Source organism: Sphingobium limneticum, assembly GCF_008710155.1.
Taxonomy (GTDB): domain Bacteria; phylum Pseudomonadota; class Alphaproteobacteria; order Sphingomonadales; family Sphingomonadaceae; genus Sphingobium; species Sphingobium limneticum.
The window spans coordinates 52,952-77,911 of sequence record NZ_VYPZ01000001.1; the positions used below are offsets into that span (position 1 = coordinate 52,952).

Sequence of the window (24,960 nt, forward strand, 5' to 3'; positions counted from 1 at the left end):
ATGAACAGCATAGCCGAAACCGATCGCTTCGCCCTGCTTGGTGCGTCGTCGCAGGATAAGTCCGCCCCGATCCTCCCCCCTCTTTGGCGTGGCGGACTGGCGGCGGCCGCGGGCTGGGCCGTTGCGGCGAGTCTGACCTGGTTCTGGCCGGACCTGACGCCATGGGCGCGCACGGACTTGTTGGCCTTGCTGGAACTCGGCGTCACGCTGCTGCTGGCGGCGGTGGCGCTGTCGGGCGGGGGTCGTTTTGCCCTGATCCATCCCTATAATCGCTGGTTCGGGGCGCTCGCCGGCATATTGACCCTTTGGCAGGTGCTGACGGCAAAGACGGGCCTGCTGCCGCTCCCCTTTTTCCCGCCACCGCAATCCATATTGGAAGTCTATACCGATGATGCGGCACGCCTTTTCGAAAGCGTCTGGCGCTCGCTCTTCCTGCTGATCCCGGGCTATGCCATCGGCGGGATACTGGGCTTCACGACTGGCGCATTGATCGGCTGGTCGAAGGCGGCCAATTATTGGGGACATCCGGTGCTGCGCTTCGTCGGGCCGCTGCCGGCCACCGCATGGCTGCCCATCGCCTTCTTCTTCTTCCCCGGCTCGCATAGTGCGAGCACGTTCCTCGTTGGACTGGCGACCTTCTTCCCCGTGGCGGTCCTGACCGCGTCGGGGGTGAAGGGCGTCAATTCCGCCTATTATGACATCGCCCGCACCCTGGGCGGATCGGAACGCTTCCTGATCCTCAAGGTCGCCGTACCTGCCGCCTTGCCCAATGTCTTCGTCGGCCTGTTCATGGGACTTGGCTCGTCCTTTGCGGTCCTCATCATCGCGGAAATGATGGGGGTGAAGGCGGGTCTTGGCTGGTATCTGCAATGGGCGCAGGGCTGGGCTGCTTATGCCAATCTCTATGGTGCGCTGATCGTGATGGCGCTGCTCTTTTCGGGCCTCATCAGCCTGCTCTTCTTTGTGCGCGACCGGGTATTGGCCTGGCAGAAAGGCATAGTGCGGTGGTAACGAACCTGGATGCGCCGGCGAAAGCTGGCTTGTCGATTCAGACCCGTGCCGTCGGTCATTGGTTCGACAGCAAGGATGGCCGGCTGGATGTGCTGGATGATGTGACGATCGACGTCGAGCCGGGCGAGTTTGTGGCGTTGCTCGGTCCCAGCGGCTGCGGCAAGTCCACTCTGTTGCGGCTCATCGCGGGTCTGGAAGCGCCACGGACGGGGAAGGTCGGCGCGGACAAGATACGGATCGTCGGCCCGGATCCTTCGCGCCTGCTCGTTTTCCAGGATCCCACCCTCTATCCGTGGCGCACCGTGCGGGAAAATGTGGCACTGGGCCTCGAAGCGACAGGGCAGATAAAAGGATCGCAGGCGCGGATCGACCAGGCGCTCGATCTTGTGGGGCTGCGTGATTTTGCCGGCGCCCTGCCCAATGAATTGTCGGGCGGCATGGCGCAGCGCGCGGCGCTCGCCCGTGTGTTGGTAAACAATCCGCGCTTGCTGCTGCTGGATGAACCGCTGGGCAAACTGGACTCGCTCACCCGCATGACCCTGCAAGCGGAACTGGTGAAGCTGTGGAAGGATGCGGGGTTCACCGCGCTGCTCGTCACCCATGATGTCGAAGAGGCGCTGTTGCTGGCGCAGCGTATCCTGGTGTTCAGCCCGCGACCCGCGCGGGTGGTGCGGGAAATTCGCGTCGGTGCCGCTTATCCACGGCATCGCGACGCACCGGAATTGCAGGCTTTGCGGCGGGAAATACTTGTTTCCCTTGGCCATGATCATGAACTGTGACGTCGATCGCCCAGGCTGCGATCCCGGAACCCGCCTAATTGAGCAGGCGATTGGCGCGCAATCTTGATACCGCCATGTCCACAAAGGCCCTGACCTTGGCCGGGGCATGGCGTCCCTCCGGATACAGGATATGGATCGGCAATGGCGGCTCTTCATGCTCAGTCAGCACGATCTGCAATTCGCCTGCGGCCAGCGCCGGTCCGATCTGATAATTGAGCGCCCGCGTCACCCCCCATCCGGCCGTGGCGGTGGCGATGCTGGCCTCGTTGGTATTGCATTGCAGCGTGGGGTTGATCGTCACGCGCTGACCGCCGGCAAATGTCCATTCGGGCGATGCCCATGCACTGGTCGATGCCACCACCCGATGCAGTTTCAGGTCGTTCGGTGTCGAGGGAATGCCATGTTTCTCGAAATAGGCGGGCGCGCCGCAAATGACGCGCCGAACGCTGCCGACCTTTATCGCGGTGAAACCGGAATCCGGCAGATGGCCGATCCTGACCGCGACATCTATGCCTTCCTCCACGATATTGACGGGTCGGTCGACGAAGAATGTCCTGCCCGACATGGATGGGTAGGCATCCAGATATTCCGTCATGATCGGCAGGACATGCATTTGTCCGAACCGGAGCGATGCCGTGATCGCCAGCATGCCTGTGGGCGTGGCATAGGATCCCGCGGCGCTCGCCTCCGCCTCCAGCATATCGGCCAGAATCCGCCGGCAGTCGTCCAGATAGCGCCCGCCCGCCTCGGTCAGTTTGACCGATCGCGTCGTGCGAACGAACAGGCGCGCGCCGATCAGCACCTCCAGCGCAGCGATCGAACGCGTCACGGCCGGCGCGCTCATATGCAGGATCCGCGCGGTTTGCGCGAAACTGCCCGTCTCCGCCACGCGGACGAAGATCCGCATCGCCTGCCATCGGTCCATGCCATATCCCTGCCTGCCGCGCGGCTGCATGCGCCGCGTCAGATATGCAGGGTGCATAGCGTCATTTGCCGCGAGCAGGTCATGAAATAATCCGCCGCCACTCAGCGGCGTCGCCCCGATCCATGCAGGTGGGGACGAGGCGAACCTTTCCCTTCGCTTTTGGAGCGGCGATGGGTCACAGCGCGATCCTGATGCTTTCGCCATCGTCCGGCTGGGCCGGCACCGCCGAGCAGAGCAGCACTTCATCATCGCCGACCGTTGCGCCCGGCTTTTTCAGATAAGTGACCTTGCCCGCCAATAGCTTGACCTTGCAGGTGCCGCAACTTCCTTCCCGACAGCTATAGTCCGGTTCCAGCCCGCGTGCTTCCGCCAGCTCGAGCAAGGGTCCGGACCCCGGCTGCCAGCGCGCCTCCTTCGCCGTTTCGGTGAAGATGACCTTGACCGGATCGACGGCGGGGGGCGCCGATGGTGCCGCCATCGCAGTGGCATCCTCACGACGCGTCAGTGATGACGGCCCGAAGGTTTCGGCATGGATACGGCCGTCCGCAATATTGCGGTCGCGCAACCCGTCATACATCGCCTGGGTGAAAGTGGGCGGGCCGCACATATGGAAATCATAGTCGTCAAATGCCAGGAAGCGCGTGAGCAGCGGCATGTCGATGCGCCCGGCCACGTCATGGTCGTTTCCTTCTTGCGCGCTCTGCGGCGCGCTCAGCACCCGGATCACGCGCACGGCGCCATAGGATGCCTCCACCAACTCTTCGAGTTCTCGGTCGAACGCCCGTTCCGCCTTCGACCTGGCCGAATAGAACAGGGTCGTGGGTCGGACGCGCTGCGTGCGCACGCCTTCATAAACTATATGGCGCAGCATCGCGATCATCGGCGTAATCCCGACGCCCGCCGCAAGAAGGACGGCGGGCCGTTGCGCGCGCGCATCGATGGTGAAATCGCCCGCAGGCGCCCGCACCTCGATCCGGTCGCCGACCGCGATCTGGTCGTGCAGGAATTGCGAGACAGCGCCATCGCGCTTCACGCTGATGCGATATGCCTCGTCGGACGGTGCGACGGACAGCGTATAGGTGCGGATGACCGGTTTGCTTGCCCCCGGCAGTATCACGCGGATCGGCAAATGCTGCCCGGCGGCATGGGGCAGCCGACCTGCACCATCATCCGGTTGCAGATGAAAGGATCGGATCGTCGCGCTTTCATCGACGATGCGGGTGACGCGAAAGGGCCGCCACCGACCGGCCAGTTCGGCCGCGACAAGGCGGTCGGCAGCCTGCGCCCAATCCCCGGTCATGATCGAATGGGGCGACGCACCACCGTCTCGCGCCGTCCCGCGGAGCGCCAGTGCGCCACGCCGGCGCACGATCCTGCGCGGGCGAAAGGTCCAGAGCCGCTCCGCGCCCTGGAATGCGGCGATCTCCGGCGAATTCAGGACGACCTTCGCATCGCCTGTCATCTGCACCATATCGCCCGTTGCAAAATCGGCGAACAGCAGCCCGGCCTTGCCGTTCGACAAGATGTTGCCCAGCGTGTTGAAGAACAGGTTGCCATCGAAATCGGGAATGGTGAGCAGGCCATCGTCGCTTATCCGGACGAAGCCCGGCTTGCCCCCGCGATGGGACATATCCACCTGACGCCGATCGTCGCGCTCGGCGTAGGAGGCGACGAAGAAAGTATCGGCCGCGCCGATCATATCCCGCGCCTCTGCGTCCAGGCCGCCATATGTCTCTGCGGGAACCGGATGCGGCGCGGCAGGATCGCGACTGAAGGCGAAATCCCGCAAATGGATATAGCGCGGACAATTGCCGAAACTTTGATCGACGTCGATATGCAGCCCGGCTCCGGTGCGGGTGACAAACCCATTCATCCGGTTGCGGCGGCGCGTATGCATTTCGATCCCCAGCAGGCCGACCGGATTGCCATCCTGCATGCCTGTCGCTGCCGGATCGCCAAAACCGGGTAGCGCTGCCAGGTCGAGCGCGGTCGGCGTGGGGGAGGTCATGAAGCCTGGCTGCCCCTCCAGGAAAGTCGCCCAAGCGTCACCATCGGGATCGACGCTGCCAACGGCGATAAACGGTAGTTGCGCATAAAAGTCGCGATGCTGGTCGGGCATATGGTCGCGGATCACCCGTTTGCCGATCGCTTCCATGCGCTCCACCATGCCGACACTGGCCTGGATGGCCTTTTCGCCGGCGTGCCAGACGTCCAATATTTGCCGGGGCAGTGGCTCGCTCATGGCTTCCTCCCTATTCAACATGGCCGGGCCCGCGCTACACGTTGCCCAGCCCTTGATGGCCCTATGCGCCGTTGGCGGTCAGGCCGGCCGGCGTCCGGGCGAACGGCACAAAGCCTGGCAGCGCCTCGATACGGCGGAGATGCGCATTGACGGCGGGGTAGGGCGACAGGTCCACATTGCCCTCGGGCGCCCGCGCGACATAGCTGTAGAGGGCGACGTCGGCGATGGTCGGCGCATCGCCGACCAGCCAATCTTGCGCGGTCAGATGCGCTTCCAGCTTCCCGAGCAAATCATGGGCCCGTGCGATCACCTCCTGGGGATTATGGTGCGATCCGAACACCGTGACCAGCCGGGCCGCCGCCGGGCCATAGGCGATTTCCCCTGCGGCCACCGACAACCAGCGTTGCACGGCGGCGGCGGCGGCAGGTTCCTCCGGCAGCCAGTCCGTCCGGCGATGTTTTTTGGCCAGATAGACGAGAATGGCGTTCGAATCCGAAATCACATGCTCCTCGTCCTGCAGCACGGGCAGCTGGCCGAACGGATTGAGCGCAAGGAAGCCCGGCGCCTTGTGCGCGCCGGCGGCAAGATCGACTTCGATCAGGTCATGCGGCAGTCCCAGCAACGAAATAAACAGCCGCGCGCGGTGGGCATGACCGGACAGAGGGTGATGATAGAGTTTCATGAACGCGTCTCCCATATATGGACGGGGGGCCGCCCCGTTCCGTGCGTCCCTTTTCCCTGAAGATCATGCGCGAGAGAATGGCGTTGCTAGGCACTTCATCATTGCGTCTCACGTAATGATGGTTCGGCGATTGCGGTCGCGTCTGTCCCGTCTCACCCGGTTTGGAAAGCCGTTATCTCGTCTCGAAACCAGCCAAAATCGTAGCATTTCCGTCATATTCGGTGCGGAGTTGTAACATTGCGGCGTTAGGGATTCGCTCCCGAGGACATTGATCTTTGGGGATCGTATCATGAACGCCATCACCCGACTTCCCTTCCTGAGCGATATGGAAGAAGGCGTCGACGACCGCTTCCATATCCCGGAACGGGAAGGGCAGCGGCGCCGCTATCGCACCATCTGGATTTCGGACATTCATCTTGGCACGCGTGGCTGCAACGCGGCGATGCTGATCGATTTTCTGGATAATGTGGACAGCGACACCATCTATTTGGTCGGCGACATCATCGACGGCTGGCGGTTGAAGAAGCGCTTCTACTGGCCTGCCAGCCATAATGACGTGGTATGGCGCCTGATGAAGCGCGCCAAGCGCGGCACGCGGGTCGTCTATATCCCCGGCAATCATGACGAAATGTTCCGCCAGTTTACCGGCATGAGCTTTGGCGGCGTGGAAATCCGGCGCAAGGCGATCCACCAGACGGCGGACGGACGCAAGCTGCTGGTCCTGCATGGCGACGAGTTCGACACGATCATGCTGGCACATCGCTGGCTCGCCTTTGTCGGTGACGCGGCCTACACCACGCTCATGCGCCTCAATGTGGTCGTGAACGCCGTGCGCCGGCGCATGGGGCTGCCCTATTGGTCGCTCAGCAAGATGGCCAAGCACAAGGTCAAGAACGCGGTATCCTTCATCTCTCGCTTCGAAGAAGTGGTGGCGCATGAAGCTGGCGCGCGCGGTGTCGACGGCGTGGTATGCGGTCACATCCACAATGCCGAAATGCGTGAGATCGAAGGCATCGAATATTATAATGACGGTGACTGGGTCGAAGGCTGTACCGCGCTGGTCGAGCATGGCGACGGCCAGATGGAAGTGCTGCATTGGGCCGATGAGATCGCCAAGCGCGAACGGGAAGAGCAGGATGCGCGCGAGCGGATCGCGGCTTGATTCTTGATAGCGGATTTGAAGCAGCAACCGTTCGCTCGAAACGAACGAAAATCAGCGCAAGAGGAAACGACCCAATGCGCATAGCGATCGTGACCGATGCCTGGAGCCCACAGGTCAATGGCGTCGTGCGGACGTTGCAGACGATCCGCGCGGAACTGGAGCGGATGGGCCATGTGGTCGAGGTGATTTCGCCCGACCTCTATGGCTCGATTCCCTGCCCGACCTATCCCGAAATCCGGCTGGCTCTGGTCCGCTCGGCGGTGGTGGGTCAGGCGATCGCCGCGTTTCAGCCCGATGCGGTGCATCTGGCGACGGAAGGGCCGCTTTGCCTGGCCGCGCGGCGCTGGTGCCTGCGCAGCCGCGTACCGTTCACCACGGCCTATCATACCCATTTCCCCGATTATGTGGCGCAGCGCACCGGACTGCCGGCTGCCTGGTTCTGGCGCTATATTCGCTGGTTCCATGGCCCGGCGCAGGCGGTGCTGGTATCGACCCGGTCGGTGCGCGAACAGCTGCGCGCGCATGGCGTTCCCAATGTCCGGCCTTGGGGGCGGGGGGTGGATCTCAGCGCCTTCACGCCCGAAGCGCCGCTGCCTGCCGCCTTTGCCGATCTTCCGCGCCCGATCATGCTCTATGTCGGCCGCGTCGCGGTGGAAAAAAATCTGGAGGCGTTTCTCGCCACGGATCATCCGGGCACGAAAGTCGTCGTCGGCGACGGCCCGGCTCGTGCCTCGCTGGAACGTACCTATCCGCAGGCGCGGTTCACCGGGCCGATGTTCGGCGCGGATCTGGCCGGCGCCTATGCCGGGGCGGACGTGTTCGTTTTCCCCAGCCGCACCGATACGTTCGGCCTGGTGATGATAGAGGCGCTGGCTTGCGGGACGCCTATCGCCGCCTATCCCGTCACTGGTCCTGTCGATATCGTCACGCCCGAAACGGGGGCCTTGTCGGAAGATCTGGGCACCGCGATCGGGCAGGCGCTCCGCTGCGATCGGGTTGCCTGCGCGACATATGGCCGCAGCTTCAGCTGGGAACGCAGTGCCCAGGAATTCCTGTCGGGCCTGCACGCCATCGACCCCGATGTCATGGAAAGCGCAGCCTGACGCTTTTCTTGGCGGAATTCCTTGCCGGATGCGGCGGGATGTTCTATCTCTGATCCGTCGTGGCCGCCCTGATTGGGCGGCCCTTATCGTTTTTACGTGCGGAGAACTCCCGTGTCCCAGCCTCTCATGCCCCACGCGACCGCCAGTTGGCTGGTCGATAACAGCGCTCTGAGCTTTGACCAGATCGCCGAGTTTTGCGGGCTTCACATTCTGGAAGTACAGGCGATCGCCGACGATACCGCCAGCATCAAATATACCGGCCGCGACCCGGTGCGCGCCCATGAAATCACCGTTGAGGAGATTCACAAGGGCGAAGCCAATCCCGACTATAAGCTCAAGATGCTTAAAGGTCCGGAACCCGTCCGCCGTACCAAGGGGCCGCGCTATACGCCGGTCAGCAAGCGTCAGGACAAGCCCGACGGCATCGCCTGGATCCTGCGCAACCATCCGGAAATTTCGGACGGCGCGATCGGCAAGCTGATCGGCACCACGCGCACCACCATCGCGGCGATCCGCGACCGCACCCACTGGAACATCAGCAACATCACGCCGAAAGATCCGGTGACGCTGGGCCTGTGCTCGCAGCGCGAACTGGACGGGCTGGTGACGAAGGCGGCGAAGAAGGCCGGTATCGAAGCACCGACCGATTCGCGCCTGGACGGCGATCGTGAGGCGCTGATCGAAGAATTGCGCCGCGAACGCCAGGACAATGCGCGCCGCGCCGAAGAGGCGTTGAAGAGCGAGTCCGAATTTATTTCCGGCGCCGCGACCATCCTCGACCCGTTCAGCAGCAACAAGGGCGAGGTCTGATGCCGTAGCGTCATCGCTCGCCTGTTACAGGCCGGCCATGACGCAGCAAGTTTTGAGGGCCGCGCAGGGCAACCTGCGCGGCCCTTTTTGCTGTGGTTGACGCTTGCGTAAAGTAACTGCTGCCCATAGACTTCATGCCATGGAGAGCATGGAAAAAACCTGGAGAGAGCGGTACCAGCACCCGACGGTCTGGGACCAGAGATTCACCCCGATGTCGATGGGAGAGATGGTCGAGGCAAGCGCCCTTGCGCATCCCGACGCCCCGATGATCGATTTCATGGGCCGGCATTTCAGCTATGGCGCGATGCTGGACCAGATACGCCACATCGCCTGCGGCTTGCAAAAAATGGGTGTGCAAAAGGGCGACCGGGTCGGCCTGTACCTCCCCAACACCCCCCATTATGTCGCGGCCTATTATGGTGCGCTGATGGCCGGCGCCATCGTCGTCAACTTCTCCCCCCTTTATACCGCCGCCGAACTGGAGCATCAGGTCGAGGATAGCGGGACGAAGATCCTGTTCACCTTGTCGGCCAAGGCGCTGCTGCCGACCGCGCTGGAGGTGCTGGACCATAGCACGCTCGAAACGCTGGTGGTCGGATCGGTCGCTGAGATGCTTTCGCCGGTCAAATCGCTGCTGTTCCGCTGGTTCAAGGCCAGCGAAAGCACGCCGCTGCCGGATGATCCACGCATCATTCGTTATGATCGGCTGATCGCCAATGCGGGCGCCTGCACCGTGCCCGCCATCGACCCCATCAACGACGTCGCGCTGTTGCAATATACCGGCGGGACGACCGGCACGCCCAAGGGCGCGATGCTGACGCACCAGAATCTGACCGCCAATGCGCGGCAGGCGCAAGCGATCGACCCCCATGCGAACGAGCCGGACCGGATCATCGCGGTGCTGCCTTTCTTCCATGTCTTCGCCAATACCTGCACCTTGAACCGCACCGTGCTGAACGGCGGCGAGATGGTGATGCTGCCCCGCTTCGATGCGGCGCAGGTGCTGGCGGCGGTGCAGCGGGTGAAGGCGACGTCGCTGCCCGGCGTGCCGACCATGTTCCAGGCGCTGCTGGACCATCCCGCCATCCGCAACATCGACTTTTCCTCGCTGCGCGCCTGTATTTCCGGTGGCGCCCCACTGGCGCTGGAGTTGCGACAGAAGTTCGAGGCGGCGACCGGCGCCAAGCTGATCGAGGGCTATGGCCTCACTGAAACCAGCCCGATCGTCTGCACCAATCCCTATGAGGGGCTGAACAAGACCGGCACCGTGGGTCAGCCGGTGCCGGGCACGCGGGTCAAGGTGGTGGATCGCGAAGACCCGACCCGTCCCCCGCCCGAGGGTGAGCCGGGCGAACTCCTCTTTGCCGGGCCGCAGGTGATGAAGGGCTATTGGAACCGTCCGGACGCCGATGCCGAAGTCTTTGTCGGCGAATTCGTCCGCACCGGCGACGTCGGTCTGGTGGACGAGGACGGCTATGTGAAGATCGTCGATCGCCTGAAGGACATGATCGCGGTCGGCGGGTTCAAGGTCTTCCCCAGTCAGGTGGAATCGGTCCTCTACCATCATCCGGCGGTCAAGGAGGCGCTGGTGATCGGCGTGCCCGACCATTATCGCGGCGAGCAGCCCAAGGCCTTCGTAACGTTGAATGACGACGCGGACATTGATGGCGCGACGCTCAAAGCCTGGCTCAATCCGCAACTGGGCAAGCATGAACGCGTGTGCGAGGTGGAGGTGCGGCTGAACCTGCCCAAGACGCTGGTCGGCAAGCTGTCGCGCAAGGAACTGGTGGCCGAGGAACGGGCAAAGGCGGACGCCGCACGCGCGGAGGCTGGAACCGTCGCCTGATCGTCCCTATCTGTGCAGCCAAACATGGATAGGGAATCGATCATGGCGCAGAAAATCGCAACGCTGGCCGGGGGCTGCTTCTGGTGCACGGAAGCCGTCTATCAGAACCTCAAGGGCGTCGAGGGCGTGGAGAGCGGTTATATCGGCGGGACGGCCGCCAACCCGACCTACGAACAGGTCTGCTCGGGCGCGACCGGCCATGCCGAAGCGATCCGCATCAGCTATGACCCGGCGGTCATCAGCTATGCGGAACTGCTCGACATTTTCTTTGCAACCCATAATCCCACGACGCTGAACCGCCAGGGTAATGATGTTGGCACCCAATATCGCTCCGCCATCTTCCCCCATTCGGCGGAGCAGGAAAGCGAGGCGCGCGCCGGCATCGAACGCGCGCAGGCGGACCAGAGCGATCCGATCGTGACCGCGATCGAACCGGACGCGCCCTGGTATCCGGCCGAGGATTATCACCAGAAATATTGGGACCGGGTCGGTGATCAGAACCCCTATTGCATGGCCGTGATCCCCCCCAAGCTGGCAAAGCTGCGCAAGGGCTTCGCCGCGCGGATCGAGGGCTGATCTTTCGCTACGGCCGGTCGCGTATCGCAGCGTCCTTTATGGGCGGTTCATCCGTCCTGTGTTAAGGACGCGCGAACGTGCAAGTCGGGGATGGAAGATGAAGACGAAATTGTTGATCGCGACGCCGTTGCTGCTGCTGGCGCTGCCCGGTTGCGTGCGGACGGTCGCCAGCGTGGTGACCGCGCCGGTGCGGGCTGGGTCGCAGGTGGTAGACTGGACCACGACGAGCCAGGAAGAAGCCGATCGCAATTACGGGCGCAAGATGCGCAAACAGGAAGCGCGCGAAGGCAAGGAGCGCAAAAAGGCCGACAAGGAACGGCGCGATCAGTGCCGCAGGGCTGGCTACGATAATTGCGGGTGATGTGGGCCTGAGCGCCAAATTCCCTCATTGGCGGGAATGTCGGCGCTCGGACTATGGGGGTGGGTAAGCAAGCGCCTGTTTTTCCCACCGCCATCCCGGTTTCACCACCGTCATCCCAGCGAAGGCTGGGATCTCAGGCATCGTAGCGCGTCATCGCCGGCGACCCCAGCCTTCGCTGGGGTGACGAGTGATTTATATCCAGTCAGTCGGCACTCAGGCGGCCGCGCGCCGCAACCTGTCGTTGATCGCCGCGCCGATGCCGTCCGACGGGATCGGCGCCACTGCGATCCGGCTCGAAGCGGCAGCGTCTGCGATATGTAGCGCTGCAAATAGCTGCGCCGCCGCCTCGCGCAGATCCGCCTCCTGGCTGAGGTTGATGTGGCAGGGCATCAGGCCGAAACCGATCAGATATTCGTCTTTGTCCGCGCGCAAAGCATTGAGCCGCACCGGCTTGGACGGCGCATAATGGCTTTCCAACTGGCCGGGCGCCTCGATCTTCGCATCGCCGCCAATCACCACCGGCAGGCTGGTCGCTTCTTCGAGCATGGCCGCCGTCACAGGGCCGGGGCGCAGCAGGCGAATGCGGTCTTGCTCCGGCGCGGCGATCGTGGATTCCAGCCCCTCGCTGGTCGGCCCTTCGTCCAGGATCATGCGGATCTTGCCGTCCAGGCTGGCCAGCACATGGTCGGCGCGCGTGGGGCTGATGGACCCGCTGCGATTGGCGGACGGGGCGGCCAGCGGACAGCCGCTCTCGCGGATCAGCGCGCGCATCGCCGGATGGGCGGGCAGGCGCAGCGCCACGGTCGGCAGCCCCGCCGTCACCAGTGGCGACAGGCCACTGTCGGCCCGCACCGGCAGCACCAGCGTCAACGGCCCCGGCCAGAAACGATCGGCAAGCAGCGCTGCGGATGGCGAAATGTCGGCCAGTCGTTCCGCCATCGCCCGGTCGGCGACATGGACGATCAGCGGATTGAAGCTGGGGCGTCCCTTGGCGCTGTAGATGGCCGCGACGGCGTTGGTGTCGGTGGCATCGGCGGCCAGGCCATAGACCGTCTCGGTCGGCACGGCCACCGGTTCCCCCGCCCGGATCAACAGCGCAGCCTCCCGCAGGGCCTCACTGCCATAGCGGACGGACTTGGTGGAAAAGACTGGATGAGCGATGGTCACAACCCCCGCGATATAGATCGCGGTTCAAGCGATTAAAAGGCCATTGCGTCAGCGCCATGACAAGCGGGCCATGACAGGATAGCGATTGCCATCCATATGCTTGCGGCTGGCAACAAGCAGGGTTAAGCCCGCCGCCATGAACGACGCCCTTCTGACCCGCATTGCCGACGCGCTGGAGCGGCTGGCACCACCGCTTGCCTTGTCCGCCGATCTGACCGCGCATTCCGCTTATGTGTGGGATGGCCGCGCGATCCGCGCGGTGGAGGCGTTTGCGCCGGTGGATTATGATTTGCTGACCGGCATCGACGCGCAAAAGGGGCAGTTGCTCGACAATAGCCGGCGTCATGCGGCTGGCCATGCGGCCCATGACGCGCTGCTGTGGGGCGCGCGTGGTACCGGCAAGTCGGCGGTGGTCGCCGCCGTCGTCGGCCAGCTTCAGCAGGAAGGTCAGGATATCGCCCTGCTGCAATGCGCGATCGACGAACTGGCCAGCCTGCCGACGCTCTTCTCTCTGCTGCGCGGCACCAACCGGCCCTTCATCCTTTTCCTAGACGATCTGGGCTTTGACGAGGGCGGGGTGGGCGACGCCCGCACGCTGCGCTCGCTGCTTCAGGGTGGCACTGCCGCGCGCCCGGCCAATGTCCGCCTCTACGTCACCTCTAACCGCCGCCACATCGTGCCGCGCCATCTGTCGGAACAGGACGACCCCATCAATCCGCGCGACGTGGTGGACGACCGGATGGCCTTGTCCGACCGTTTCGGCCTCAGCCTGGGCTTCCATGCGCTCGATCAGGACGCCTATGTCGCGATCGTGGGCGGCTATGCGGCAAAGCTTGGCGTCAGTTTCGATCCGCTGGACGCGATCCAGTGGGCCACCCAGCGCGGCAGCCGGTCGGGCCGTGTCGCCTGGCAATATGTGGTCGAACTGGCCGGCCGAAACGGGCTGACGGTTTAATCTTCCAACGTCCGTTCGTTTCTCGACCCTTCGACAGGCTCAGGACAGGCTTCGCTCGAAACGAACGGATGTTAGTTTTTACTGCGCCTTCGTCACGCGCCACACCACGCCGCCGACATCGTCACTGACCAGCAATGCGCCCTTGGCGTCGGCAGTGACGTCGACCGGGCGGCCATGGGCAGCGCCATCCTTGTCCAGGAAGCCGGTCAGCACATCGACCGGCTTGGCCTTGCCCGCTTCGCCATCGGCAAAACCGACATAGACGACCTTGTACCCGGCGGCCGGCTTGCGGTTCCAACTGCCGTGCAGGCCGACGATCGCGCCGTCCGTAAAGGGCGCGCCCAGTTGCAGCTTGTCAACGAAGGTCAGGCCCAGCGGCGCGACATGGTTGCCCAGCGCATAGTCGGGCCGTTTGGTATATTCGCGGATTTCCGGACGCTGCGGCTGCACCCGGCGATCTTCATAGCCGCCCCAGTAATTCCAAGGCCAGCCATAGAAAGCGCCGAACTCCACCCGCGTCAGATAGTCGGGGACCAGGTCGCCGCCCAGCATGTCGCGCTCATTCACCACGCCCCACAATTCGCCGCTCTTGGGTTCGAACGCCAGACCGACCGGATTGCGCAGGCCCGACGCGAAGATGCGCTTGTAGCCGGTCTTGGGGTTGACCTCGAACACCAGCGCGCGGTTCTTTTCCACGTCCAGCCCATTGTCGCCGATATTGCTGTTGGACCCGACGCCGACATAGAGCAGCCCTTCGGGGCTCGCGGCTAGGCTCTTGGTCCAATGCTGATTGGGCGCTTGCGCTGGCAGGTCGATGATCTTGCGGCCCTTGTCCGTGATCTTCGTGTCGCCTTCCTTGTAGGGGAAGGCCATCAGCGCGTCGGTATTGGCGACATAGAGCGTGTCGCCGATCAGGGCCATGCCATAGGGCGAATTGAGGCCGGTCAGGAACGCCGTCTTCGTCTCCGCCTTACCATCGCCATCGGTGTCGCGCAGCAGGGTGATGCGGTTGGCGGACGGCACGCCGGCGCCCGCCTTGTTCATCAGGAAATTCATCACCTTGTTGACGATGCCGCCCTGCGGACGCGGCGGGCTATTGGTTTCGGCCACCAATATGTCGCCATTGGGCAGGCGCAGCAGCGATCGCGGATGCGCCAGCCCTTCGGCATAGCGCGCGACGGTCAGCCCCTTGGCCGCCACCGGCTTTTCGTTCGCGGTCCATGGCTTTACCTCGGCGATGTTCACCGTCGGCAACATCTCGTTCTTCGCGGTGGTGAAGACCGGCTCCTTGCCCGTGTCCGCGCCCGGCGGCAGCTGTGCCGTGTTGCCTTGCGCCAGATAAAGGAACGTGCCGCCGCCAATCAGCAGCAGGATTGCGGGGATGGCGATGATATGTTTTTTCATGACGCCACATCTATGCGGACGCATGACCGTGGGCAAGAGGGCGGTGATGGGCGCGTTGCGCCTTATTTGCCCCGTTCGCGCAGCCACAGCAGCAGCGCGATCAATATGCCCGCGGCGGTGCCTGCCAGCAGGCCGATGCTCGGCTGGCCCATCAACCCGCCACCGATCGTCCCGGCAAGGATCAGGAATGCGATGATCGCGCCGGCGCCGGTCGGTTCTTTTTTGCGCTTGGTCATTCTTGCCCCTTGCCATGATAGGGGGATCAAGGCCAGATGCTTTGGTCGCAGGTGCGCGGCTAGGATGCAGTGGCTCGTTTTGGGATCATCCATCCCGTTTCGGGAAATATGTCCCACCATGGGACTTCCCTAATGATGCATTGACTCTCGTAAGGCGCCTGCGCCACCAAAGCGTTGAAATGGCACGGTGATTGATAGGCCTGTTCCCGTATAAGTCGCCAAGAATATATCGGGGGTTGCAATGCAGGTTCCATATCTTTCGGATCGAAAGAGCTATGATGACGCGGCCGAACTGATGGCCATGTTCGGCGCCAATGCCGGCTATGAAGCCGCTGCGCGCGCTGACCGCAGCCTGGACATGGGCAACCACATCCATTTCTGCCACTGGCGCCAGATCGAGCGACTGATCGTGTTGCTCACCTACGACCAGCCGCTCGGCACCATCCATTAAACTCGATCGTTAGAGGCGCAGGCCCGCTGTTTCTGGCAGGCCCGCCAGGATATTGAGATTCTGGACTGCGGCACCCGCCGCGCCCTTGCCCAGATTGTCGAGCGCCGCGACCAGTCGCGCCTGACCGCTTGCCGCGCTGCCAAACACGAACAGCGCCAGCCGATCGGTCGCCCCGACATGTTCGATCGCGACATTGCCCAGCGCCGCGCTCTCGTCCAGCGAAGCGACGCTGACGATCTGCGATCCGGCATAGGCGCCAGCCAGCGCGGCGTGAATGTCGCCCAGCGCCGGTGCGCCCGGCATGGCGCGCAACTGCAACGGCACTTCCACGATCATGCCGCGATAGGCATTGGCCACCGCTGGCGCGAAGAGCGGCGGATGGGCAAGGCCCGAATAGCGGGTCATTTCCGGCACATGTTTGTGGCCCAGCGCCAGCCCATACGGGCGGAACGCGCTCGGTGCGCCTGTGTTGCCCTCATATTCGGCGATCATCGCCTTGCCGCCGCCCGAATAGCCCGACGCGCCTGACACGGTGACCGGCCAATCGGCAGGCAGCAACCCAGCCAGCACCAGCGGACGCACCAGCGCCAGAAAGCCGGTGGGCCAGCAGCCGGGATTGGCGACGAAGCGGCTGTCGGCCAACACGTCGCGATGCCCAGGCTCCAGTTCGGGGAAGCCGTAGGTCCAGCCGTCCGCCACGCGATGCGCGGTCGATGCGTCGATGACGCGCGTATGGCTATTGTCGATCAGCGACACGGCCTCCCGCGCGGCATCGTCCGGCAGGCAGAGAATGACCACATCGGCCGCGTTCAGCGCGTCCCGGCGCGCACTGGCGTCGCGGCGCAGCTCTTCGGGCACCGTGATCAGCGACAGTTCCGGGCGACCGGCCAGCCGATCGGCGATTTCGATGCCGGTGGTGCCATGCCCACCGTCGATAAAGACCTTCGTGCTCATGCGCTGATTCTCCGCCGGGCGATAATGGGCTGCGGATGGGCGTCGGCAAGGCGCGCGACGACGTCTGCCAGCGGTTCCTGCACTACCGCCATCCAATGGGCATTGGCATGCAGCAGGGTCTTGGCGTCGCTCATGATGCCGACATGACCGGGAAAGAAGATCAGGTCGCCACGCTGCAATGCCGCATCGCTGTCGATCGGCGCTCCGATTCCTTCGCATTGCAGATCGGTGTCGCGCGGTACGGCGATCCCCACCTGGCCCAGTGCAACCTGCACCAGTCCCGAACAGTCGATCCCGCGATGGCCGCGCCCGCCCCAGATATAGGGCTGCCCCAGATAGCGCTGCGCCGTCGCAACCCAGTCGGCCGGTTTTGTATCGGCCGGCTCCGCATGGCGGACGTGGATATAGCCTTCGGCACAGGCGATGAAGCTGCCCTGCGCCTCGCCCGAAAACAACGCGCCGCCCGGCCAGTGATCGGCGATCGACGATTTGATGTCCGGCGCGCTGAACAGCGGCGCGCTTTCCACCTTGATGCGGTGAGTCGGCGTTTCCAGCAGGTCCAGTGCATCGCGGCGAATATAGCCGACATAGCCGTCATGGCCGCAAAAGCCCCAGGCCCAGTCGGTCATCACATCCAGCGCATGAAAGGTTTCGCCGCGCAGCAATTCGCTCACGGCTTCGGCCGTCGGCGATGCGGCCGACACGATCGCCGCGCCGGGGGCCACGCAAGTCAGTGGAACGGCCTTGGCATAATGGGCGGAGAAGAGAACGCCGGCCAGCGAGAGATCGGCCAGGTCGCCACGCGCGGCATGGATGCGGCGGTCGAGCGCTACCGAACGCCCGTCGAGCTTGAAACGGGTTCTTTCAGGCGGTGCGTTCCGCGCGGAGTTGATCGTGCCTGTCATCGCGGCCGGTTCCTGCGATGAAATGGTGAAAGGCGTCAAGGAATTCCGCCCCTTTTGACGTCCGAGTGATGAAAATATTGCGACGATCGGCGACATCGCGCTCTCGGCGGAGGTAACCGAGCGCCGAAAGCTTGTTCAGCGCGCGAGTGATGACGGGTTTGGAAACATGTAGCGCCTCCGCCAGGCCGCGCACCGTATGCGGGCCAGACCCGATATATACGGTCATCATCAGGGCCATCTGGCGGTTGGTCAGGTCGGGTTTCCCCGACCGGACATAATCGACCAGCGTGCGCATCCACTGTCCCAGGGGTTGAAGGGCGGGGCGCTCGGTTTCGGTGAGGCTATGCGCGTTCATGCCCCTTTAACGCACGATTCCCAATCCGGTTGCGTAACGGAATGAGAACCGGTCGCAGCTTTAATGGCTTCTGCCGTAGCGGCTCTGAAGAAGGTGGAAAACCGCGCGCAGGCCCAGCGCCTCGCCGCCCTTGGGCCGACCGGGTTTCGATGCAGGGCGCCAGGCAAATGTATCCAGATGGAGCCAGGGTGTCCCCTCCGGCACGAAGCGCTTGAGGAACAGCGCGGCGGTAATCGCGCCGGCAAAGCCGCCGTCCCCCGCATTGTTGATGTCCGCCACGTCGGACTTCAACATGTCGGCATATCCGTCCCACAGCGGCAGGCGCCAAGTGGGATCTTCGACCTGCGTGCCTGCCGCTGCGATGTCGGTCGCCAGAGCCTCGTCATTGGCGAACAAAGCCGGCAGGTCGGGGCCGACCGCGACCCGCGCCGCGCCGGTCAGCGTGGCGAAATCGACGATCAGATCGGGCTTCTCCTCGCCCGCGCGGGTCAGCGCATCTCCCAGCACCAGCCGCCCTTCCGCATCGGTATTGCCGATTTCGACGGATAGGCCCTTGCGCGTGCGCAAAATGTCGCCGGGGCGGAAGGCATTGCCGGCAATCGCATTTTCCGCAGCCGGGATCAGCAGGTGCAGCCGCACCGGCAGCCGCGCGCCCATGATCAGTTGGGCCAGCGCCAAGGCATGTGCCGCGCCGCCCATATCCTTTTTCATGATACGCATGCCCGCCGACGGCTTGATGTCCAGGCCGCCGCTGTCGAAACAGATGCCCTTGCCGACGATGGCGATGCGCGGAAGCGCGGCATCGCCCCAATGAAGCTCGATCAGGCGTGGCGCGAAGCTCTTGTCCGCCGCCTTGCCCACGGCATGGATCATCGGGAAACCCTGCTCCAGCGCGTCGCCCCGGATGGTCGACACGCTTGCGCCGAACGCCGCGCCGACCTTCTCCACGGCCGCTTCCAGATCGGGCGGTCCCATGTCGGCGGCCGGTGTATTGACCAGGTCGCGGACCAGCGTCACCGCCTGCGCCAGCTGCACGGTTTGGCCGATCCGCGCCACATCGCCCGTCAGCAATATGCGCGCGCCGGCCTGCGCCTCATCCTTGCGATAACGGTCGAACCGATATTGTGCCGTCAGCCAGCCCAGCGCTGCCGCACCGGCCGACCCCTCGGCCAGGCGATAGCTACCCTCCGGCAGAGTCTCGGCCAGCCGGGCAAGGCACCAGCTGCCCAGGGCTTCGCGATTGGCGACCCCGGCAACCACTGACCAATCATTGTCATGCTCGCCCGGCAGGATGGCGTGCTCATGCGGAAGCCCCTTGAACTTCTGCGCCGCTACCAAGGCGCGAACGGGCGCGGGGCGGCTGGCCAGCCAATTGTCGAAACTCTTCGCGTCGATCAGGTGGATCGAACGGGCGGGCTGTTGATTGTCGGCTTTGAGCAGGTCTGAAAAATCGGTCATCCTGGCGATGTAAGGGAAAGGCGTCGGCGAAGGGAAGCGCAATTTTTTCATCGCTGCGCCGCCACGCTCGGCCCTTTCTTCATTTGCGATGTGAACCGGCTGAGCCTAGCTTCGTTGCATAAGCAAGAAGGAGACGGACGATGATTCATGGTGATGACCGCAGCTTGCAAGCTGTCAGGGCAAGGGCCTATGCGCTGGCCGAAACCGGTCAGTTCGACAACAGCAACGCCGTTCAGCAGGCGTTGATTGCAGAGGGCTGGTCCAATGCCGGCCGTGCGCTCGGCAGCGACTATGCGCGCCAGGCGATCGGCGAACGTTGTCGCGCCGCTGCAAAGGCGCATTGATGCGGACAGGGTTTTTTGTTCCGGCGGCGGTCCTGCTGATCGCCGCCTGCGCGCCGTCGCAGGACAAGCAGAATGCGAGCGTCGCCGACAACGAGGCGGCGGCGCGTTTTGCCGACAAGATGGCGGGTACGCCGCAGCCATCGCCGCCCGCAAAACCGTTTGCGCAGGCGGACAAGAGCGAGTTTCTCGAATTTTCCTATGCCTATCCGGCGCAAGCGGCGGCAATTCCTTTTCTGGTCGAAAAATTCGGCAAGGATGTGGCGTCGTCAAAGGCCAATGCGTTGAAAATGGCGAAGGAAGACAGCGTTTCGGCCAAGGAGTCGGGCTACCCCTTCCGCCCGCACAGCATCGAAACCAAATGGCAGGTGGAGGCGGACACGCCACGCTTCCTGTCGCTGGAGTCGGAATCCTACGTCTATACCGGCGGCGCACATGGCATGACCGGCTATGACGTGGTTCTGTGGGATAAGGCACGGCGCCGCGAAACCAGCGTCAAGGCGGTGATGACCTCGCCGGCAGCTTTCGCCGCAGCGATCCGCGATCCCTTCTGCAAGGAACTGGACCGTCAACGTGCGGAAAAGCGCGGCGAGCCGGTCGTACGCGGTGACGACGACTTCACCCAATGTATCAATCCGATGGAGCAGGTGCTGGTCCCGACTTCCAGCAACGGCAAGCTGATCGACAGCATGACCGTGGTGGTCGGCCCCTATAATGCCGGCCCTTATGCGGAAGGCAGCTATGACGTGAAGCTGCCGGTCGACGCCGCCATGCGCAAGGCGATCAAGACCGAATATCAGGACGGATTTGCAAGCCCCTGATATCTAAAAGCAATGATGTGAACTATGGCTCCGCGTTCCCCGGCTTGCGCCGGGGAACGATACACATGAGTCAACCTAATCGCATCGAGCAGCGACGAGGTATGTTTAAGCCGGCACGCCGTATAGGTCGTGATCGTCGGCGTCCTCGATCAGCACGTCGAACATGTCGCCGGCTTTCCGCCCTTCGCCCACATCGCGCAGGAAGACATTACCGTCGATTTCCGGCGCGTCGGCTTGGGATCGCGCGGTGGCGCCGATGCTGCCATCGTCCTCGTCCGCCTCGCCCACTTCGTCGAGGATGACGGGCAGGACGCGACCGACTTTCGCCTGCAATTTGGCGGCGCTGATCGCGGCGGTCTTTTCCATGATCCGTTGATAGCGTTCTTCCTTGACCTCTTCGGGCACGGCGCCCGGCAGGTCATTGGCCGCAGCCCCCTCGACCGGTTCGAAGCGGAAGGCGCCGACGCGGTCCAGTTGCGCTTCGTCCAGCCAGTCGAGCAGATATTGGAAATCCGCCTCCGTCTCGCCGGGGAAGCCGACCACGAAGCTGGAACGGATCGCGATGTCCGGGCAGATGTCGCGCCATTTGGCGATACGGCTCAGCACCTTGGCTTCGTTGGCGGGGCGCTTCATCGCCTTCAGCACGCTCGGCGACGCATGCTGGAACGGAATGTCCAGATAGGGCGTCAGCAGCCCCTCGGCCATCAGCGGAATGACCTGATCGACATGGGGGTAGGGGTAGACATAGTGCAACCGCACCCATGGCGCCTTGCCCTCGGCCGTGCGCAACTGGCCGAGTTCGCGCGCCATGTCGGTCATGTGCGCGCGGACCTCGCGGCCCTTCCACATGCGCGGATCGTGGCGCGTGTCGACGCCATAGGCCGACGTATCCTGGCTGATGACCAGCAATTCCTTGGTGCCGGCCGCGACCAGCTTCTCCGCTTCACGCAGCACCGCGTCGATGCGCCGCGACACCAGATCGCCACGGATCGAGGGGATGATGCAGAAGGAGCAGCGATGGTTGCAGCCTTCCGAAATCTTCAGATAGCTGTAATGGCGTGGCGTCAGCTTCAGCCCGCCTTCGGGGACCAGATCGACGAAGGCGTTGGGGATGGGCGGCGACGCGTCATGCACCGCATTGACCACCTGCTCATATTGATGCGCGCCGGTGATGGCCAGCACTTGCGGGAATTTGGCGCGGATCACATCCGCTTCGTCGCCCATGCAGCCTGTCACGATGACCCGGCCATTTTCCGCCATCGCCTCGCCGATCGCCTCCAGCGATTCCTCCTTGGCGGAATCCAGGAAGCCGCAGGTGTTGACCAGCACGACGTCGGCGCCGGCATAGTCGGCGGACATCTGATAGCCGTCGGAGCGCAGCTTGGTCAGGATACGTTCGGAGTCCACAAGGTTCTTGGGACAGCCGAGCGAAACCATGCCGATTTTCGGCGCGTCTGGGATTTTGGTTGCCATGATCGCCGCGCACATAGGGATTTTTACGGCAAATGTCACGGGGGGCCGCGAAAATGAGCAGAGGCGCGCCTTTGCCGACGCGCCTCCGCTGTTTTCAAGCGACTGGATCGCTTACATTTTATAGGACAGGCGCAGATAGCCGAACTGGCCGGGCACGTCATAGCTGGTCGTGTCGAAATTCGCCCCGTCGCAGGTGCCGCACAGTGGCGGATCGCGATCGAACAGATTGTTCACGCCGATCGTGAAGCGCGCGCGGTGATCCATCCAGCCGGGCGAGAAATAGGCCTGGATGTCGCCGTAGAAGGTCGCCTTCATGACGTTGCCGTCGCTTTCGGTCACCTTGCTCAGATACCGGCCGGTGAAGGACAGGCCATAGGCTTCGGTCGAATAGTCCAGCGTGGCATTCGCCTTGAAGTGCGGATAGGCCTGATCGCTCGACCCGCAGCGTTCCGTACCGGCGCATTTGATCGTCGGTGCGCCCAGATCGGCTGGCGGCTTGATGTTATACTTCAACAGATAGGCGGCGTTGACGTTCAGGCCGATCGATCCGTTGCCGACCATCTTCGATCGATAGTTGAGCGTGCCGTCGATCCCGTCCGTCTCGATCGCATTGAGGTTCTGGAGCACGCCGTTGATGCCTGCAACCGCGCCGCTGCCGGTGCGACTGATGGCGGCGCAGCTGATCGGATCGGCCTCGAACGCACAGCGTTGGAGCGTCAATGTCGCGGGGACCGAGTCGATCGCATTCTTCAGCGTGATCGTGTAATAATTGACCTCGATGCTGAACTGGCTGGCGAAGCTGTCGCGCGCCCAGGCGGGGCTATAGACGCCACCTGCCGTCCAGGTCTTGGACGTTTCCGGCTTCAGGCCGATAAAGCCTTGGGAGAAGACGCCCAACTGGCCGCCCTGCGGTTCCGCATAGCTGCCGCTGGCCGGCACGCCATTGGCGATGCAGTTGGCCCGCACGGTGGCATTGGTCTGCCATGCGCTGCCCGCCACATTGGTGCAGGGGTCGTTGATCGTTGCGTCGGTGCGCGACCGGCCGGCATAGAGTTCGCCGATGCTGGGCGCGCGCAGGCTTTCGGCATAGCCGCCGCGTAGCAGCAGGTCGCGCGTCGGCTTCCACAGCCCCGACACGGTATAGGTCGTGTTGCTGCCAAAGCTGCTGTAATTGGAATGACGCACCGCGCCGTCCAGCTCCAGCTTGTGGAAGAAGGGCGTGTTGGCCAGGATCGGGATGCGCAGCTCGCCGTAAAATTCATCGACGTTGAAACCGCCCCGTGCCGGACTGGTCGGCACGTCCGCGCCCAGACCTGCGGTGATGATCGGGTCGGGCGTGTAGGACGCCTGCTGATCGCGATGTTCGTAACCGATGGCAAAGCCCACCGGCCCGCCCGGCAGGTCGAACAGGTCGCCCGAAAGGTTAGCGGTCACGTCCCACAATTCCTGTTCGCTGCGGTCCCGCTGGTCGAACGTCACATAGTCTAGCATCGCCTGCGTGATCGACCCTGCGCCGCCGAAAATGTTGAACGGTACGCAGGCACCTGTGCAGCCCGCTACCGGACCCAGCGCCTGGGCCAGCTTGGCGGCATTCAGGTTGCCGGTAAAGGTCTGATGCGCATTGTTGGTGCCGTAACTGCCATTGACGTCCCAATACCATTTGCGGTCGCCGGCATCGAACGTGCCTTCCAGCGTCGCCGCCATGGTCAGCGTATCGACTTCCTGGCTGAAGATGCGGGGGCCACCCTCCACGAAGCGGCGGCGGATGGTCGAATAATTGGCCGGCGTACCGTTCGCGCCGGAAGACAAGGTCACGCCGAACGGGTTGAACGGGTTGCTGGCATCGACCGAAATGGTGTCGAGCAAATTGCCGTTGCCTGCATCCGGCCCGATGAACAGCGGCAGGAACGCCGCCTGCGTGGTGGATTCGCGATGCTGATAGACCAGCCGCGTGCGAAGGCTGACGGCATCGGAAAATTCGAACTTGCCGTTCAGGAAGGCGCCGTAGCGTTCCGACGGGGTCAGCAGATAATTATAGGGCGAAAAATTGAAGGAGTCGGTCGACGAATTATAGGCGCGATAGTCGCTCCGCACCGGCGCGCGGCCGATGATCGGGCTGCCGAGCGTCAGGCTTTGCCCCAGCACGTCGTAGCGACCGTTTGGCGTGGCGCTGGAACAGCCGCCATCGGCGCAACTGCTGCCACCTGCCGCGGGCCATTGCGATATGGAGCGATCGGCGGTGCTGACCCCCTCCTGCTTCACATAATTGCCACCGACGACGACGGAGACGCGGTCGCCCTGGAAACCATAGCTGGCATTGATATCATAGGTATGCCCGTCGCCCTGGCGATAGGTGCCGAACTGGGCCGACATGTCGAGGCCCTTTTGCGACTGGCGGGTGATGATGTTCACTACACCTGCGACCGCATCCGACCCGTAAAGCGGGGAGGCGCCCGATTGCAGCACTTCCACCCGCTCGATCATGCTTTGCGGAATGGTGTTGAGGTCGACCGAGGCCGGGATGCCGCCTGCTGCCGATCCGTTGACGTAACGCATGCCATCGACCAGCACCAGCGTGCGCTTGGCGCCCAGATAGCGCAGGTCGATTTCGGCCGAACCCGAAGACACGCCGGTGCCGTCGGGCGGTCCGCCGATATTGCCGGCATTGTTGGTCTTGGTATTGAGGCCACCCGCTGCGCTGGGGATGCGTTGCAGCACGTCGGCAACGGAGGTCAGGCCGGTGCGGGCGATCGCCTGCTGGTCGACCGTGACGATCGGCTTGTCCTGGTCCAGGGGATCTCTGCGGATGCGCGATCCGGTGACGATGATCGCGGCGCCATCTTCGGCTTGCGGTTCGACGGATTGGGCGAAGGCGGGAACGGTCCAGGCGACGACGGACAGCATGACGCCGCATTGCAAGGCACTTTTAAAGCGCATGTTACA

General features: G+C 63.5%; 24 protein-coding genes. 12 read left to right on the forward strand and 12 right to left on the reverse strand.

Annotated elements, in window-relative coordinates; genetic code table 11:
- Together F4U94_RS24895 and F4U94_RS00205 are read left to right on the forward strand one after the other, a co-directional pair.
- Positions 1-1,011: an ABC transporter permease gene (locus F4U94_RS24895; RefSeq protein ID WP_120253290.1), complete on the forward strand. Its 1,011-nt coding sequence runs from the start codon at positions 1-3 to the stop codon at positions 1,009-1,011.
- The gene (locus F4U94_RS00205) at positions 1,005-1,790 is read left to right on the forward strand and encodes an ABC transporter ATP-binding protein (protein ID WP_170267461.1); all 786 of its coding nucleotides are present in this window, start codon (positions 1,005-1,007) and stop codon (positions 1,788-1,790) included. Before F4U94_RS24895 ends, F4U94_RS00205 begins: the two co-directional genes overlap by 7 nt.
- A gap of 34 nt (positions 1,791-1,824) precedes the next feature.
- On the opposite strand, the gene F4U94_RS00210 is transcribed toward F4U94_RS00205, so the two are convergent.
- The 3 genes from F4U94_RS00210 to F4U94_RS00220 form a co-directional block, all read right to left on the reverse strand.
- A complete protein-coding gene (locus F4U94_RS00210) occupies positions 1,825-2,715 on the reverse strand; it encodes a LysR family transcriptional regulator (RefSeq protein ID WP_150411806.1) in 891 nt (296 codons plus the stop codon).
- Between the two features lie 175 nt (positions 2,716-2,890).
- Positions 2,891-4,957 carry a 2Fe-2S iron-sulfur cluster-binding protein gene (locus F4U94_RS00215; RefSeq protein WP_120253288.1) on the reverse strand — a complete coding sequence of 689 codons (2,067 nt, stop codon included), beginning with the start codon at positions 4,955-4,957 and terminating at the stop codon, positions 2,891-2,893.
- Positions 4,958-5,018: 61 nt separating this feature from the next.
- Complete coding sequence (locus F4U94_RS00220; protein ID WP_120253287.1) at positions 5,019-5,639, reverse strand: glutathione S-transferase family protein; 621 nt, start codon at positions 5,637-5,639, stop codon at positions 5,019-5,021.
- A gap of 289 nt (positions 5,640-5,928) precedes the next feature.
- Here F4U94_RS00220 and F4U94_RS00225 point away from each other — a divergent pair, with 289 nt between their 5' ends.
- The 6 genes from F4U94_RS00225 to F4U94_RS00250 all read left to right on the forward strand — a co-directional run bounded on the left by F4U94_RS00225 (position 5,929) and on the right by F4U94_RS00250 (position 11,497).
- Positions 5,929-6,801, forward strand: coding sequence for a UDP-2,3-diacylglucosamine diphosphatase (locus F4U94_RS00225; RefSeq protein ID WP_120253286.1), 873 nt, complete (start codon positions 5,929-5,931; stop codon positions 6,799-6,801).
- A gap of 74 nt (positions 6,802-6,875) precedes the next feature.
- Positions 6,876-7,904, forward strand: coding sequence for a glycosyltransferase family 4 protein (locus tag F4U94_RS00230; protein ID WP_120253285.1), 1,029 nt, complete (start codon positions 6,876-6,878; stop codon positions 7,902-7,904).
- Between the two features lie 126 nt (positions 7,905-8,030).
- Complete coding sequence (locus tag F4U94_RS00235; RefSeq protein WP_120253284.1) at positions 8,031-8,714, forward strand: DUF1013 domain-containing protein; 684 nt, start codon at positions 8,031-8,033, stop codon at positions 8,712-8,714.
- Positions 8,715-8,853: 139 nt separating this feature from the next.
- Positions 8,854-10,560 (forward strand): long-chain-fatty-acid--CoA ligase, encoded by a 1,707-nt coding sequence (locus F4U94_RS00240; protein ID WP_120253283.1) that lies wholly within the window; start codon positions 8,854-8,856, stop codon positions 10,558-10,560.
- Positions 10,561-10,602: 42 nt separating this feature from the next.
- A complete protein-coding gene (msrA, locus tag F4U94_RS00245; protein WP_120253601.1) occupies positions 10,603-11,136 on the forward strand; it encodes a peptide-methionine (S)-S-oxide reductase MsrA in 534 nt (177 codons plus the stop codon).
- Positions 11,137-11,233: 97 nt separating this feature from the next.
- Complete coding sequence (locus F4U94_RS00250; protein ID WP_120253282.1) at positions 11,234-11,497, forward strand: hypothetical protein; 264 nt, start codon at positions 11,234-11,236, stop codon at positions 11,495-11,497.
- 213 nt (positions 11,498-11,710) lie between these two features.
- On the opposite strand, the gene F4U94_RS00255 is transcribed toward F4U94_RS00250, so the two are convergent.
- Positions 11,711-12,664: an L-threonylcarbamoyladenylate synthase gene (locus F4U94_RS00255; RefSeq protein ID WP_120253281.1), complete on the reverse strand. Its 954-nt coding sequence runs from the start codon at positions 12,662-12,664 to the stop codon at positions 11,711-11,713.
- 136 nt (positions 12,665-12,800) lie between these two features.
- Here F4U94_RS00255 and F4U94_RS00260 point away from each other — a divergent pair, with 136 nt between their 5' ends.
- A complete protein-coding gene (locus F4U94_RS00260; protein WP_120253280.1) occupies positions 12,801-13,619 on the forward strand; it encodes an ATP-binding protein in 819 nt (272 codons plus the stop codon).
- A gap of 78 nt (positions 13,620-13,697) precedes the next feature.
- On the opposite strand, the gene F4U94_RS00265 is transcribed toward F4U94_RS00260, so the two are convergent.
- Complete coding sequence (locus F4U94_RS00265; protein WP_120253279.1) at positions 13,698-15,023, reverse strand: PQQ-dependent sugar dehydrogenase; 1,326 nt, start codon at positions 15,021-15,023, stop codon at positions 13,698-13,700.
- 62 nt (positions 15,024-15,085) lie between these two features.
- The gene (locus F4U94_RS24240) at positions 15,086-15,259 is read right to left on the reverse strand and encodes a hypothetical protein (RefSeq protein WP_170267460.1); all 174 of its coding nucleotides are present in this window, start codon (positions 15,257-15,259) and stop codon (positions 15,086-15,088) included.
- A 241-nt stretch (positions 15,260-15,500) separates the two neighbouring features.
- On the opposite strand from F4U94_RS24240, the gene F4U94_RS00270 reads away from it, so the two are divergent.
- The gene (locus F4U94_RS00270) at positions 15,501-15,710 is read left to right on the forward strand and encodes a hypothetical protein (RefSeq protein ID WP_120253278.1); all 210 of its coding nucleotides are present in this window, start codon (positions 15,501-15,503) and stop codon (positions 15,708-15,710) included.
- A 9-nt stretch (positions 15,711-15,719) separates the two neighbouring features.
- On the opposite strand, the gene argC is transcribed toward F4U94_RS00270, so the two are convergent.
- Genes argC through F4U94_RS00290 form a run of 4 tightly spaced genes read right to left on the reverse strand, consistent with a single transcriptional unit; the run spans position 15,720 to position 19,382 of the window.
- The gene (gene argC / locus F4U94_RS00275; RefSeq protein WP_120253277.1) at positions 15,720-16,664 is read right to left on the reverse strand and encodes an N-acetyl-gamma-glutamyl-phosphate reductase; all 945 of its coding nucleotides are present in this window, start codon (positions 16,662-16,664) and stop codon (positions 15,720-15,722) included.
- Positions 16,661-17,569: a C40 family peptidase gene (locus F4U94_RS00280; RefSeq protein ID WP_120253276.1), complete on the reverse strand. Its 909-nt coding sequence runs from the start codon at positions 17,567-17,569 to the stop codon at positions 16,661-16,663. The genes argC and F4U94_RS00280 overlap by 4 nt, the downstream gene beginning before the upstream one ends.
- Positions 17,529-17,924, reverse strand: coding sequence for a MarR family transcriptional regulator (locus tag F4U94_RS00285; protein WP_120253275.1), 396 nt, complete (start codon positions 17,922-17,924; stop codon positions 17,529-17,531). The genes F4U94_RS00280 and F4U94_RS00285 overlap by 41 nt, the downstream gene beginning before the upstream one ends.
- A gap of 60 nt (positions 17,925-17,984) precedes the next feature.
- A complete protein-coding gene (locus F4U94_RS00290) occupies positions 17,985-19,382 on the reverse strand; it encodes a leucyl aminopeptidase family protein (RefSeq protein WP_120253274.1) in 1,398 nt (465 codons plus the stop codon).
- 140 nt (positions 19,383-19,522) lie between these two features.
- On the opposite strand from F4U94_RS00290, the gene F4U94_RS00295 reads away from it, so the two are divergent.
- Together F4U94_RS00295 and F4U94_RS00300 are read left to right on the forward strand one after the other, a co-directional pair.
- Positions 19,523-19,726 (forward strand): hypothetical protein, encoded by a 204-nt coding sequence (locus F4U94_RS00295; protein ID WP_120253273.1) that lies wholly within the window; start codon positions 19,523-19,525, stop codon positions 19,724-19,726.
- Positions 19,726-20,544 carry a DUF4163 domain-containing protein gene (locus F4U94_RS00300; RefSeq protein ID WP_120253272.1) on the forward strand — a complete coding sequence of 273 codons (819 nt, stop codon included), beginning with the start codon at positions 19,726-19,728 and terminating at the stop codon, positions 20,542-20,544. Before F4U94_RS00295 ends, F4U94_RS00300 begins: the two co-directional genes overlap by 1 nt.
- Positions 20,545-20,649: 105 nt before the next feature.
- On the opposite strand, the gene rimO is transcribed toward F4U94_RS00300, so the two are convergent.
- Both rimO and F4U94_RS00310 read right to left on the reverse strand, forming a co-directional pair.
- A complete protein-coding gene (gene rimO, locus F4U94_RS00305) occupies positions 20,650-22,032 on the reverse strand; it encodes a 30S ribosomal protein S12 methylthiotransferase RimO (protein WP_172598904.1) in 1,383 nt (460 codons plus the stop codon).
- Positions 22,033-22,128: 96 nt separating this feature from the next.
- Complete coding sequence (locus F4U94_RS00310; RefSeq protein ID WP_150411807.1) at positions 22,129-24,954, reverse strand: TonB-dependent receptor domain-containing protein; 2,826 nt, start codon at positions 24,952-24,954, stop codon at positions 22,129-22,131.
- Between the last annotated feature and the right edge of the window lie 6 nt (positions 24,955-24,960).

Excerpts from the sequence above, each read along its gene's own strand:
- F4U94_RS24895 (WP_120253290.1), top strand. The coding sequence starts at position 1 with ATGAACAGCATAGCCGAAACCGATCGCTTCGCCCTGCTTGGTGCGTCG.
- F4U94_RS00210 (WP_150411806.1), bottom strand. The coding sequence starts at position 2,715 with ATGGACCGATGGCAGGCGATGCGGATCTTCGTCCGCGTGGCGGAGACG.
- F4U94_RS00215 (WP_120253288.1), bottom strand. The coding sequence starts at position 4,957 with ATGAGCGAGCCACTGCCCCGGCAAATATTGGACGTCTGGCACGCCGGC.
- F4U94_RS00220 (WP_120253287.1), bottom strand. The coding sequence starts at position 5,639 with ATGAAACTCTATCATCACCCTCTGTCCGGTCATGCCCACCGCGCGCGG.
- F4U94_RS00225 (WP_120253286.1), top strand. The coding sequence starts at position 5,929 with ATGAACGCCATCACCCGACTTCCCTTCCTGAGCGATATGGAAGAAGGC.
- F4U94_RS00230 (WP_120253285.1), top strand. The coding sequence starts at position 6,876 with ATGCGCATAGCGATCGTGACCGATGCCTGGAGCCCACAGGTCAATGGC.
- F4U94_RS00235 (WP_120253284.1), top strand. The coding sequence starts at position 8,031 with ATGCCCCACGCGACCGCCAGTTGGCTGGTCGATAACAGCGCTCTGAGC.
- F4U94_RS00240 (WP_120253283.1), top strand. The coding sequence starts at position 8,854 with ATGGAGAGCATGGAAAAAACCTGGAGAGAGCGGTACCAGCACCCGACG.
- msrA (WP_120253601.1), top strand. The coding sequence starts at position 10,603 with ATGGCGCAGAAAATCGCAACGCTGGCCGGGGGCTGCTTCTGGTGCACG.
- F4U94_RS00250 (WP_120253282.1), top strand. The coding sequence starts at position 11,234 with ATGAAGACGAAATTGTTGATCGCGACGCCGTTGCTGCTGCTGGCGCTG.
- F4U94_RS00260 (WP_120253280.1), top strand. The coding sequence starts at position 12,801 with ATGAACGACGCCCTTCTGACCCGCATTGCCGACGCGCTGGAGCGGCTG.
- F4U94_RS00265 (WP_120253279.1), bottom strand. The coding sequence starts at position 15,023 with ATGAAAAAACATATCATCGCCATCCCCGCAATCCTGCTGCTGATTGGC.
- F4U94_RS24240 (WP_170267460.1), bottom strand. The coding sequence starts at position 15,259 with ATGACCAAGCGCAAAAAAGAACCGACCGGCGCCGGCGCGATCATCGCA.
- F4U94_RS00270 (WP_120253278.1), top strand. The coding sequence starts at position 15,501 with ATGCAGGTTCCATATCTTTCGGATCGAAAGAGCTATGATGACGCGGCC.
- argC (WP_120253277.1), bottom strand. The coding sequence starts at position 16,664 with ATGAGCACGAAGGTCTTTATCGACGGTGGGCATGGCACCACCGGCATC.
- F4U94_RS00280 (WP_120253276.1), bottom strand. The coding sequence starts at position 17,569 with ATGACAGGCACGATCAACTCCGCGCGGAACGCACCGCCTGAAAGAACC.
- F4U94_RS00285 (WP_120253275.1), bottom strand. The coding sequence starts at position 17,924 with ATGAACGCGCATAGCCTCACCGAAACCGAGCGCCCCGCCCTTCAACCC.
- F4U94_RS00290 (WP_120253274.1), bottom strand. The coding sequence starts at position 19,382 with ATGACCGATTTTTCAGACCTGCTCAAAGCCGACAATCAACAGCCCGCC.
- F4U94_RS00295 (WP_120253273.1), top strand. The coding sequence starts at position 19,523 with ATGATTCATGGTGATGACCGCAGCTTGCAAGCTGTCAGGGCAAGGGCC.
- F4U94_RS00300 (WP_120253272.1), top strand. The coding sequence starts at position 19,726 with ATGCGGACAGGGTTTTTTGTTCCGGCGGCGGTCCTGCTGATCGCCGCC.
- rimO (WP_172598904.1), bottom strand. The coding sequence starts at position 22,032 with ATGTGCGCGGCGATCATGGCAACCAAAATCCCAGACGCGCCGAAAATC.
- F4U94_RS00310 (WP_150411807.1), bottom strand. The coding sequence starts at position 24,954 with ATGCGCTTTAAAAGTGCCTTGCAATGCGGCGTCATGCTGTCCGTCGTC.